The organism is Candidatus Sulfotelmatobacter sp. (assembly GCA_036500765.1).
Classification (GTDB): Bacteria; Acidobacteriota; Terriglobia; order Terriglobales; family Acidobacteriaceae; genus Sulfotelmatobacter.
In genome coordinates, this window is sequence record DASYBM010000004.1 from 1,871,375 (window position 1) to 1,883,050 (window position 11,676).

The 11,676-nt window shown below is 58.6% G+C and carries 9 protein-coding genes; 1 reads left to right on the plus strand and 8 read right to left on the minus strand.

Annotation, left to right across the window (positions count from 1 at the left end):
- Positions 1–20: 20 nt before the first annotated feature.
- The gene (locus tag VGM18_10790; protein HEY3973482.1) at positions 21–1,268 is read right to left on the minus strand and encodes a penicillin-binding transpeptidase domain-containing protein; all 1,248 of its coding nucleotides are present in this window, start codon (positions 1,266–1,268) and stop codon (positions 21–23) included.
- A 382-nt stretch (positions 1,269–1,650) separates the two neighbouring features.
- Here VGM18_10790 and VGM18_10795 point away from each other — a divergent pair, with 382 nt between their 5' ends.
- The gene (locus tag VGM18_10795; GenBank protein HEY3973483.1) at positions 1,651–2,142 is read left to right on the plus strand and encodes a hypothetical protein; all 492 of its coding nucleotides are present in this window, start codon (positions 1,651–1,653) and stop codon (positions 2,140–2,142) included.
- A 167-nt stretch (positions 2,143–2,309) separates the two neighbouring features.
- On the opposite strand, the gene ftsZ is transcribed toward VGM18_10795, so the two are convergent.
- From ftsZ to murC, 7 genes are all read right to left on the minus strand, one after another.
- A complete protein-coding gene (ftsZ, locus tag VGM18_10800; protein HEY3973484.1) occupies positions 2,310–3,644 on the minus strand; it encodes a cell division protein FtsZ in 1,335 nt (444 codons plus the stop codon).
- Between the two features lie 116 nt (positions 3,645–3,760).
- Positions 3,761–4,981: a cell division protein FtsA gene (ftsA, locus tag VGM18_10805; protein ID HEY3973485.1), complete on the minus strand. Its 1,221-nt coding sequence runs from the start codon at positions 4,979–4,981 to the stop codon at positions 3,761–3,763.
- Positions 4,982–5,040: 59 nt separating this feature from the next.
- Positions 5,041–6,399, minus strand: a complete 1,359-nt coding sequence (locus tag VGM18_10810) for an FtsQ-type POTRA domain-containing protein (GenBank protein ID HEY3973486.1) — start codon at positions 6,397–6,399, stop codon at positions 5,041–5,043.
- Positions 6,400–6,697: 298 nt separating this feature from the next.
- Positions 6,698–7,279, minus strand: coding sequence for a hypothetical protein (locus VGM18_10815; GenBank protein ID HEY3973487.1), 582 nt, complete (start codon positions 7,277–7,279; stop codon positions 6,698–6,700).
- A gap of 101 nt (positions 7,280–7,380) precedes the next feature.
- The gene (locus tag VGM18_10820) at positions 7,381–8,235 is read right to left on the minus strand and encodes a sugar phosphate isomerase/epimerase (protein ID HEY3973488.1); all 855 of its coding nucleotides are present in this window, start codon (positions 8,233–8,235) and stop codon (positions 7,381–7,383) included.
- A gap of 160 nt (positions 8,236–8,395) precedes the next feature.
- Positions 8,396–9,961, minus strand: a complete 1,566-nt coding sequence (locus VGM18_10825; protein ID HEY3973489.1) for a Gfo/Idh/MocA family oxidoreductase — start codon at positions 9,959–9,961, stop codon at positions 8,396–8,398.
- A gap of 166 nt (positions 9,962–10,127) precedes the next feature.
- Complete coding sequence (gene murC / locus VGM18_10830) at positions 10,128–11,594, minus strand: UDP-N-acetylmuramate--L-alanine ligase (GenBank protein HEY3973490.1); 1,467 nt, start codon at positions 11,592–11,594, stop codon at positions 10,128–10,130.
- Between the last annotated feature and the right edge of the window lie 82 nt (positions 11,595–11,676).

An 11,676-nucleotide genomic window follows, 5' to 3' on the forward strand; every position in this document is an offset into this window, starting at 1 on the left:
TTAAGGGCTATTAAAGATCGTTATGGAGTTGTGCTAACCGTCTTCACGGCGGCAGTGTCGGCCGGCGCGGCCGGGCCGGCGATGAAGAAGTTGTGATCGTACATATTGCGGTAGATGCGTCCTGCAATTTCGGCGGCCTTAGGACCGAAGGTGGGGCGTCCGCCTTGCAGGAAGACGACCACAACGATGCGGCCGACGCTGGTGTTGGCGTAAGAGGCGAACCAGCCGAAGCGGGTTCCGGCGTGAGAACAGGTTCCCGTCTTGCCGAGAATTTCCTCTTCGTTGAAGTTCAGGCGCAGGCTGCGGGCGGTACCGTATTGAACGGCGCCGGCCATGCCGTCAGAAAGTTCGGGAATTATCGGGGCAATGTCGAGCTGACGCTTCACGCGCGGCTGAAAGCCGGCGACTTCTTCAGGCGTGATTGGGTGTTGCAGATAATAGAGCGTGCCGCCGTTGGCGATGGCGGAGACCATCGCGCCGAGTTGCAGCGGCGTCATGGAAACGCCTTCGCCGAAAGAGCACATTTTTCCGACGCCGCCGAGCTTATCGGAGATTGGCTCATCGGGATAGCTGCCGAGCTGCTCGCCGGGAATGTCGTAGCCGGCGAGTTCGCCCAGCCCGTATTCGTGGGCATAGTAGGCAACTTTTTCGAAACCGAGCCTGCGACCGAGAGCCTCGAAATATGCATTGTTGGAGTGGGCGATGGCGGTGGTTAAATTCATGCGGCTGCGGCCGCCGAGCGCAACTTCGGTTTCTTTCGAGACCACGCCTTCGCTGAGGGCGGCCAGAGCGACGGAGAGTTTGATGGTCGAGCAAGGCTGCGCCCCGCTGGAGAGCGCCAGTCTCTGGTTGACCATGGCGAGAACACGTCCGCTGGTGGGTTCGATGGCGACGACAGTGCCATTCATGTTGCCCAGCGCGTCAACCGCGGCCTGGCGGACGACCGGATCTTCTCCAGTGGTGATGTCTCCGGCGGTAATGTCTTCGGCGAACGAACTCATGTGAAAGCGCTCGTAATAGCGATGGCGGCGAGTCGATGCAGAGACCCGAGTGACGGGCGTCGCACTGCGGCTGCGCGCGAGATGGTGCAGGCGACGCCGCGTGTGCGGAGTTTCAGAGATCTTTTTTTCGCCAAGCTTGGAGTTCGTTGTTTTCTTGGTGGCGTGCGCGCTGGTATTGATGTGTGCCGCAAAGCTCACGCTCGCGAGCGCCAAGTACGCCACCAGCGAGAAAACCAATCGACGAAGCAGCCTCGTTGCTTTCGACATCTTGCTGATTCACTCCCCTGATTCACTCCCCGGATACTTGTACGGAGTTCGATGCACGCAGATTGCCAGCAGACAGTAACCGGCCAGATCATTGAACTGTGCTGATAGTAAGGGAGTTGTTGCAATTCTGGCAACGGAAAAATTTCCATCGCGAAAAACATTATTTTTACTTTAACCCATTATGGAACAATGGGTTGCGAGGCGATTACGTCGGGCCGAGTGCCTTCGGTAACGCGTTACCCGGTTACTGGAAAGGTTCTTCCGGGGTGAAAAGCTTTTCCTACCTGAGAAATTTCCCAAGGCCATATCAAAATCCGTGTATCTGAGAGCGATGGCATCTTGGGTCTTTGTACACTCTTCACAACCAAGCTAGAATGAACGTATGCTATCCGAACTCAAACAGAGAGATGTGTGGGAAGGCTGGATTGGCTCCGAAATTCGTGCCAACTATTTCGCCGATATGGCGCAGCACTACCAGACCCAACAGAAAATCCTGACTTGGATGACTCTCTTGCTTTCCTCCGGCGCGGCGGCCACATTCATCACCGATTGGCTCCCATCAGATCTACAATGGGTGAAACCGGCCCTCGCTCTACTAACCGCTGGCGTAAGTTTTTGCATGCTCCTTCAACAGAATCAGAAACGAGTCACCGAATGCGCTGATCTGCATTTCCGATGGAACAAGCTTGCCAGCGAATACAAATCTCTGTGGGAGGAGATGTATTCGGACGACGCCCCTGTACGCCTAATTGAAGTCGAGGAAAGGGAATCCGAGCTCTCGAAAAGTAGCCTGGCTATTCCCAACAAGAGCCGCACGATGCTCAAGTGGCAGAACTATGTCGAACAACAGCATGGGTTGACATCAGCTGCATGACGAAGACCCACGATGCCTACAAGAGTTGGCCTCCGATTCCTAAGCGCATTCCGCCCGCCTCCCCCACCGCCACCCCCGCCGAAATCCCCCCCGGGTAAGAAATAGATTTCTTAGGCCTCATCCCGTTTTCTGGACACAGTGCGTCCGGAAATCAAGAGTCTCGCAGGTCACATCACCTCATTGCGCTTGCGCAGAAATGCCGGCACGTCGAGGTCGTCCTGCTCGAAATTTGAGGACATATTCGTGACGATGGCGCTGCGCATGGTGTCGAGCGAGATCACTTCGCCGGCCATGCGATCGGACGCATGCGCGATCGGTTCGGGGGCTACGTCGTCCGCGTAGTGGTGGTCATCATTCACGAAGTCGGCCGACATGGTGTCTTCAGAAACCGATGACTCCATAATGTGCTTGGGCATAACCGCGGGCATGGGGTCCGACGAACTCTGCTGTTCGGGAAATTCCATCGCGTCCTCATGCGCTGCCGCGAACGAGGTGCGAACTTCGGGCGCGCGATGGCGCGAGGTCGGAGCTTCGCGGAAGCCGGTGGCGATCACGGTAATTTTGACCGCATCTTTCATCTTCTCGTCCATGACAGCGCCGAAGATGATGTTGGCGTCTTCGTGGGCGGCGCTCTGAATAATAGTGCACGCCTGCTGCACTTCGGCGAGTTTGAGCGACGTCGATCCAGTAATGTTGATGAGAATGCCGCGCGCGCCATCGATGGCTCCGGCTTCGAGCAGCGGCGACGCAATAGCTTTCTGCGCGGCCTCGATCGTGCGCTGGGGGCCGCTGGCCGAGGCCGTGCCCATGACCGCATATCCCATTCGCGCCATGATGGTCTTCACGTCGGCGAAGTCGCGGTTGATGATGCCGGGAATGGTAATGATGTCGGAGATGCCCTGCACGCCCTGGCGAAGAATGTCGTCGGCGATGCGGAAGGATTCGAAGAAGCCGGCATCTTCGGCGACGGCCAGCAGTTTTTCGTTGGGAATGACGATGGTCGTATCGACCGACTCCATGAGTTCGGCAATACCGCGCTCAGCTTGCTGCATGCGGCGTTTGCCTTCAAACGAAAACGGCTTCGTGACGACTGCCACCGTGAGCGCGCCCATTTCGCAGGCCAGCGACGCGATGATGGGAGCGGCTCCGGTGCCAGTGCCGCCGCCGAGGCCGGTAGTGACGAACACCATGTCGGCGCCTTCGAGGGCTTCGATAATTTTGTCGGAATCTTCGAGCGCGGCTTTGCGGCCGACTTCAGGGTTCGCGCCTGCGCCAAGGCCGTTGGTCAGCTTCACACCAAGTTGCAATTTCACGGGCGCGTGCGACATGCGCAGCGCCTGCAGGTCGGTGTTGGCGACAATGAATTCAATGCCTTCAACGCCGGCATCGATCATGCGGTTGACCGCATTGCCGCCGCCGCCGCCCACGCCGATCACTTTAATCTTGGCGTCGTTGCGGGTGTCTTCGTTGAAGCTGATGCGAATGCTGGAATCGTTGGTCATAAGTCTGCCTCGGATGTTTTGATCGTTGCTTATTAGTCGTTAGTCGTCAGTCGTCGGTCGTCGGCAAATTGAACCCGGTGTTGCCGACGACCAACGACTGACGACCGACGACTGTTCTACGCTCCCTTTCCCACTAACATCGCTTTCAATCTCGTTCCCCATCGATCCTCTTGCAGGCCGCGAGCGATTCTCGCGCGCTGGCCGTAGTTCACCATGCCGAGCACGGTGGCGAATTCGGGTTCCGATAACGTCGACGGCATCTTCGCCAGCGGCGCGGGCCATGAAAGCCGCACCGAGCGGCGCAGAACCGACTCGGCTACGTCGAAGATTCCGGGCAGCCGCGACGCGCCGCCGGTGAGGACGATGCCGGCGAGGCAGCGGTCGAACATTCCGCTGTGACGTAGTTGCTCGCGCATCATCTCGAATAACTCTCGCGCGCGGGGCTCGAGAATTTCCGCGACCAGGCGCTGCGGCATCAGGCGCGACGGACGATCGCCGACCGAAGGAACTTCGACTTCATTGCCTTCGGGAATCAGAGTGACGATGGCGTTGCCGTAGATTTTTTTTATTTTTTCCGCCTCGGCGAGCGGCGTGCATAGGCCGACGGAAAGGTCGCTGGTGAAATGATCTCCGCCGACGGGGATCACGCCAGTAAAAGCGACACCACCCTGCTGAAAAACAATCAGTTCGGTCGATCCCGCGCCGATGTCGGCGAGGCACACGCCGAGCTCGCGCTCGTCGTTGCGCAGCACCGAATCGGCGGCTGCGAGGGGCTCGAAGACCGTATCGTCAACGTGCACACCTGCTCGGTTCACCGCCGTGATCACGTTTTGCGTGGCGCTGGTGGCGGCGGTCACCATGTGCACTCGCACTTCGAGGCGCGCGGCCATCATACCCAGCGGGTCGTGCACTCCGGACTGATCGTCGAGAATAAACTCCTGCGGCAGCAGATGAAGAATTTCGCGGTCGGTGGGCAGAGGAATGGCGCGGGCGCGATCGACGGCCTGCTTGATCTCGTCGCGTCCGATTTCGCGCGGACGCGTGCCCAGGCTGATGCCGCCGTGACTATTCACGCCGCGAACGTGCGCTCCGCCGATGCCGACGATGGCGTTCTCTACCGGAGCTCCGGCAACATCTTCCGCGGCCTCGCACGCTTTTTGGATGGCGTCGACGGCCTTGTCAAGTTCGACGATGACGCCTTTGCGCGAGCCGCGCGATTCGGCAACGCCGTGTCCGCGGTAGCGCAGGCCGGTGTCGCTCAACTCCGCCATCAGCGCGCAGGTCTTGGCACTGCCTACGTCGATCGCCGTCAGAAAGCTTCCTTGCTGGTTCCCCATCGCTTATGAATTCCTCGACCAATCAATCTGAAATCCGCTTCCAATTCTTAGATTCGGTTCTAATCTGAAATATCATTCGCCGGTTGCTTTGCAATCGCCGGACTGGGCTTCGGAATGACGGTTTTCCCCGTTGCGGACGGCGCGGATTTCGCCGACGCCTTCGCATCGGTTCTCCGGGAAGCCGCAGTCTTCGTCCCCGCTCCTGTCGTCTTCCCGTTCGCTGCTGAGGCTTTAGGTGTCGGTCTCTTAACAGCACGAGCCTTCGGATTGTCGATGGATTTCTTGGCCTTTGTTTTCGACGCCGGCTTTTTCGCAGCCGCGGCCTTCGGATCAAGTTTTTTCTCGGTCAACTCGAAAGCAGGCCGGGGCAGAGACTTGGGAACCGTGGCGTCATGCGGAGGAACGCGGGTAATCAGCGCCGCCGGCTTCACACCCGCGGCCGCCGCTGCTTTCGCCGCGGACGCCGCCAGGACGAGCTGTTTTGGATGACCTTCTATGTCAGGATTGACGATCACCTGATTGTCATAGCGCAGATTTACCGACTCCAGTTTTTGAAATTGTTGCCGCCATTCCTGAACATGACTGACATACGTTTTGTAGCGCTTTAGAAAATCCGACGGGCCGAGTTCGACCAGAACGTCGCCCGCGGGATCGTTGACGCGCACTTTCACATTGTCGAGATCGGTGAGATCCACTTCGCTTAGATCCTGCGAGTAGCGTGCGCCCGCGGAGTCGAGGTCCTGTACAAGTTCGTTGTAGGCCTTCATGCGCGGGGCGCGGGTGGAAAGCGGCTCGCCGGGATTCATGCCGAGAATCACGGGAAAGGAGTATTTGTGCTGATGTGGCAACTCCATCAGCGTGCCGCCGGCATCGATCAGGAAAATTCGCGGGCCGACGCGCGCGAAGGCCACGGGCGTGCGCTCGTGAATTTCAACTTGCAGGCGGTTGGGGACGAAGCGCATCACGCTCGCCGATTCGACCCACGGAATCTGTTCGAGCTGCGATTTTTGCTGAGCCAGCGGGATGAAGAAAATGTTGCGCCCGATGTCGGCGCCCATTACTTCCATGATTTGCGCCTTGGTCACGTTCTGCATGCCGGTAACGTCGATGTTGTCGCTGGAGTCGACGCGGAAACGCCAGGAGCGTTCGCCATATTCGTAAAGCCCGGCCACGGCGATGGCGACAACGCAGAGAACGGCGGCAACGATTGAAGCCCACAACAGGCGGTTGGCAGTTTTCTTCGGAAGTGAGCTGCGACGGGCGGAGACGCGCTTTTGCCCGCGCAGAAATGGCGATTCTTCGTCTACATCCAGATCGACCAGGCGCGCGTCGTCGAGCGCAGGCGCTTCCCGAAACGTTTCCGGGCTGGATGGGTACAACTCCTCCTGCAAGATGGTGCCGCTGGATTTACGCGCCATCAGTTCAGGACAGTTGTCGTCGAGGAATCGCTGAGCCTCTTTAATATAGCTTCATTGTCGGCGTTGAGAAAGATAAAAGATGGATTCTTTTGCACAGGCGGGAACCGGATTGGGAACGGGCACGACGGGGCCGTGCGGTCACCCGTGGTTGAGTTTGTCATTCCGGGGAGCGAAGGCGACGAGGAATGACCAATAAAGATCAGGAGATTGAAAAAAGGGGCTGGGACAGCTTTTCGCGCTGCTCTCATCTTCGAGTGTTTGCCGGGAGGCAAAAGTCAAAGAAAAACTAATTCGCCTGCTAAACCGGGCCCGCCCCCGTCTCGATGTGCATTTCAGGAATCGCCGGAACCTTAATCGTCGGCATCCGCGGAACACTCACGTGCACTCGCGGACAAGCCATAGGAGCCACTTTAACGGCGGTCGGAGCAAACGCCGCCATCCGCATGTGAGCCGCCTGAACGGCGATTCTGGCCTGCATCCTTGCGCGTGAGGCCAGGAACCGGTCGAGATGAGCTTGTTGTCGCGCCTGTTCGCGAGCAGACATGGCTTCAAAACGGTCGAAGGCTCGCTGGGAGCGGTCGAGACTGTTGTCGGCGATTCTTGTTTTCGTGGCCATGGTCCGGTCAATCCGGCTCTGAAGCTGCGCCAGCGCGCCAGACAAACGGCAGGAATCTGTTTCGTTTCGTGCCGCGATCATCTGCGCCTGCGCCACGAGCCGCTCTGCACCTTCGGAGGCCCGGTCGATCACCATCTCCGCGCGATTCTGGACGCGGTCGGCAAGTTGGTGCGCCCATTCGAGGCCGCCGTCGTGATAACCGGCGTTCAATCCTGCGGCTAGCACGCCGGCAACCAACCATCCCCACGCTTGTGTGATTTTCATTGCCGTAACCCCTTATGGCTGAATAGACGAAGCGAGGCGAAATCCGTTAGCAAAGGTAAGTACGGGCGAAAGAGAATTAAAGTTCCAGGAAAAATGGCGGGTCAAACCTGCAGACTGCGCAGGTACGGCACGCTGGCTTTCATAAAATCGAGATTCATTTCGACAAAGTAGTTCTTGATGCCGCCGGTTTTGGCCGCGCTGAAAATTCTCTTCCAGTCCAAAGAATCCTGACCGACGGGTGCGACTTTCTTGGTCGCGGCCGACCAACCTTGCACGTGCATAGAGACGAAACGGCCGGGATATTTATTGAAATATTCGGCGGCGTCGAATCCCTGGGCGATAGTCGATACCTGAAATTGGAATTGGACCAGCTTGGGATCGAGCAACTCGAACAGCACGTCATACGTGCGTTTGCCGTCGACGGTTGAGACTTCGAAGTCTTCATTATGCAGTCCCTGCTGAATCCCGGCTTTGGCGGCCTGTTCGCCTATTTTGTTGTATTCGTCGGCGGCTTTTTTAACATCGTCCATCGTGGGATTCTTGGGGCCGCCGAGGCTGGGAACCAGCATCTGGGTGAGGCCGACGTCTTTGGCCCAGGCAATGGCGCGAGCCTGATCCTTCCTGAGTTCGTCGATGCCGAAGTGCGAACTGATGCAACTGACTCCGGCCTCGGCCAGAATTTTGCGCAGCTCGGGGCCTTTATATTTGGCGAGTCCGCCGAAGCCGAATTCCTCGTAGCCTACAGGCGAGCACAGTTCGATCCTCTGAAATCCAGCGGCGGCGAGTTGCTTGATGGTGCCGGGAAAATCTTTGGCGATGGATTCCCGCACGGGCCAGGTCTGGCAACCGATGGGCATGCCCAGCGGATTGGCGCCGAGTTTGAGGGCGCTGGAAACAACTGTTGCGGCCGTGCAGGTGGCGGCGGTCTTGAGGAATTCTCGTCGTGTTGCGGACATGGATTGCTCCTTGATAATTCAGTGCCGTCCCTCACGGGACTCGTTCGTTTTATGCCACTGCCACCCGGCGCTGCCCCGGCCGGCTTCCGGCTCTAGGCTTCCGGCCCTGGCTTCGAGCGACCGATTGCTGACAGCTGATGGCTGATAGCTGACAGCTTCCCTACAACTCCCATCCCTTGCGGCGTTCGGGACGGACATACGTTTGCGCTTTGACGGAGTTCACCGCCAGGTTTGCGCGATCCCACGTCAGTGTTTGGCCCATCCGCGACACCACGTTTCCGAGCAGCAGCGTTTCCGTGACCAGACCCTCGAACTCAAAATTGCCGCCCGGCTTTACTTTGCCGCCTTTGCAGGCATCGAGCCATTCGCGCTCGTTGCCGGGCGAGCGCGGCAAGGTTTTCGGCGGCTGCTTGTAGGCATCCATTTTCGACTGGGGAATAATTTGCGGATTGCCGCCGTTAAAGGTGCACAGGATTTTACCGCGGTCGCCGACGAAGAGCAGCCCCTCCCCCACCTCTCCTTCTTTCTCGTTCTGGAATGGACGATTTTGTTCCAGATCGGCGGGGCGCGCCGGCTTCAGGCCGCCGTCATACCAGGTGAACTTCACGGGCGGCATGTCGCCACGCGCCGGGAAGTTATAGCGCACGATCGAGGCTAGCGGATACGTTTCGTCGTAGCGATCGCTGGAACTCGATTCAACGCTGGACGGAGCTTCCAGTTTCAGTACGCGAAAAATTGTGTCGAAGCTGTAAGAGCCCATGTCGCCGAGCGCGCCGCAACCGAAATCAGCCCAGCCGCGCCAGACGAACGGAAGATATGCGTGGTTGAAAGGCCGCTCCTGCGCCGGGCCGAGCCAAAGATCCCAATCCAAACCTTCGGGCACCGGATCAGTTTCCTTGGGACGCTCTATGCCTTGCGGCCAGAAGGGTCGGCTCGACCAGTTATACACCTCGCGCACCGGGCCGATGGCGCCGTCCCAAATCCATTCGCAGAGCTGGCGGGTGGATTCGGAGGCCTGGTTGGCGACGGCAATCTGCGTAGCGACGCCGGTCTCGCGGGCAATTTCGGCGACGCGACGCGCCTCGTAGATGGTGTGCGTCAGCGGCTTCTGGCAGAAAACATGTTTGCCCTTCCTCATGGCCGCGGCAGAAACCACTGCATGCAGATTGTCGGTGGTGCAGACGACAACGGCGTCCAGATCTTTCTGTTTCTCAAGCAACTCGCGGAAGTCGATGTAGGCCGCGCAGCCGCTGTACTTTCCGGACCGCTGTTTCGAGCCGTAGTAGCCTTCAACAATTTTCTGGCAAGGCTCACGGCCGGCCACGCCAGTAGTCACCGCCAGCGTATGACTCAACTGAAGGGGCTGATCGGGACTGAGCCAATCCCATCCACTATCGACGCCAATCAATTTGCGGACCGACTTGCAGAACTCGTGCGTATCCCACTGCGGATAGTTCGCGCCGGATTTAGTGACGTCGCAGACGGCGACGCCCTGCACGTCGGGCTCATTGAGAAAATGCAGCATGACACGCAGGCCCTGCGCGCCGACGCCGATGAAAGCGATGTTCACCTTGTCGCTGGGAGGAATAAATCCGACGCCACCAAGCACGTGTCGCGGAACGATGGAGAATCCAATCGCCGCGGCGGCCGATTGGCCGAGGAATTCACGGCGCGAAACTGCATCTGCGGACAAGCTATGAGACTGAAGCCGATTCTTGATCTTCAATTGTTCCTCCCGAACCGCGGCTCACATCTTACAGCGACTTGGACTTTCCGGCTCCGACACGCGAATGATTTTTTCAGATGCTCAACCACGAAGCCCCGCTCCGAAGCCCCACCAAGCGAAAATCGGGGAAATCATAGTCCTGGTGTTACTTCTTGCCGTTCGTAGTTTAGGCTCCTTTTTCTTCGGAGGAAGCTGCGCCATGCCGCGCCGCCTCGCGCTCCTTCAGCTTTTCGACAATCATCGGTCCTAACTGCGAGACACTGCCTGCACCCAGCGTCAGAATCATGTCCCCGTCTTCGGCGACGTTGGCGGCGGCTTCTACGGCGTCTCCGAAAGAGGCCGCGTACCGTGTGTTCTTCGCGTTTTTCTCGCGGATGCGCTGCGCCAGCACTTCGCCAGTCACGCCTTCGATCGGCGGCTCGCTCGCGGCGTAGATGTCGAGCACGGAGAGCGAATCGGCGTCGGCGAAGGCGGTCGTAAATTCCTCAAGCAGGTCGCGCGTCCGAGTATAGCGATGCGGCTGAAAAATAACATGCACCCGCCGAAATCCGCACTGCCGCGCGGCAGCGAGAGTCGCTTTGATCTCGGTGGGATGGTGGCCGTAATCGTCGATGACGCTCACTCCGGCGGCGCGTCCGCGCAACTGGAAGCGGCGATCGACGCCGCGGAATTGATCGAGCGCGGAGCGAATGGCTTCGCCGTCGATATCGAGGCCCACGCCCACCGCAATGGCCGCGGTCGCGTTGAGAACGTTATGCACCCCGGGCACGTGTAGCGTGAACTCGCCGAGATCATTGGTTCGGTAGGTCACGCGAAAAAGATTCTGTGGGCGCCCCATTTCTCCCGCGTCCTTTGCGGCAGAAAGCCTGCCCTGAGCTTGTCGAAGGGTGGGGATTTTGATCAGGAAATCCGACCCGCGCTTGGTTCCATACGTCACCGTGCGCCGCTGGACGTCCGGCAACAGACGCCGCAGCAGCGGATCGTCGTTGCAGGCCACGATCATCCCGTAGAAGGGTACGCGATCCATGAAGTCGAGAAATGTTTTTTTCACGTCGCGCATGTTGCGGTAGGTGTCCATGTGCTCGCGGTCGATGTTGGTAACCACCGAAAGTATGGGACTCAACTTGAGAAAGGACCGATCGCTTTCATCGGCCTCGGCGACGAGATATTGAGATTTTCCCAACCGCGCGTTCGATCCCATGGCATCGACACGGCCGCCGACTACGACGGTCGGGTCGAGCCCGCCTGCGGCCAACACTGCGGCGACCATCGAAGTGGTGGTCGTCTTGCCGTGCATGCCGGCAATGGCAATGCCGTATTTCAGCCGCATCAGCTCGGCGAGCATCTCTGCGCGTTGAATGACCGGAATGTGCAGCTTGTGGGCTTCAGTGACTTCAGGATTTTCCGCAGCGATGGCAGAACTGGTAACGACCACTTCGGCGCCAGCGATATTTTCCGCGCGATGTCCCTCAAAGACTGTCGCGCCCAGGCTGGCCAGCCGTTGCGCCACCGTGGAACTCTTCAGATCTGAGCCGGAGACTTTGTACCCGAGATTCAGCAGCACCTCGGCAATGCCGCTCATGCCGATTCCGCCAATGCCGACGAAATGAATGCGCTGAATTTTGGCAAACATACAAGGCTAAATTCTTAGCCACGGATTTACGCGGATTCACACGGATCAAAAAACAAAGGAAAGAAATATCCGTGAAAATCCG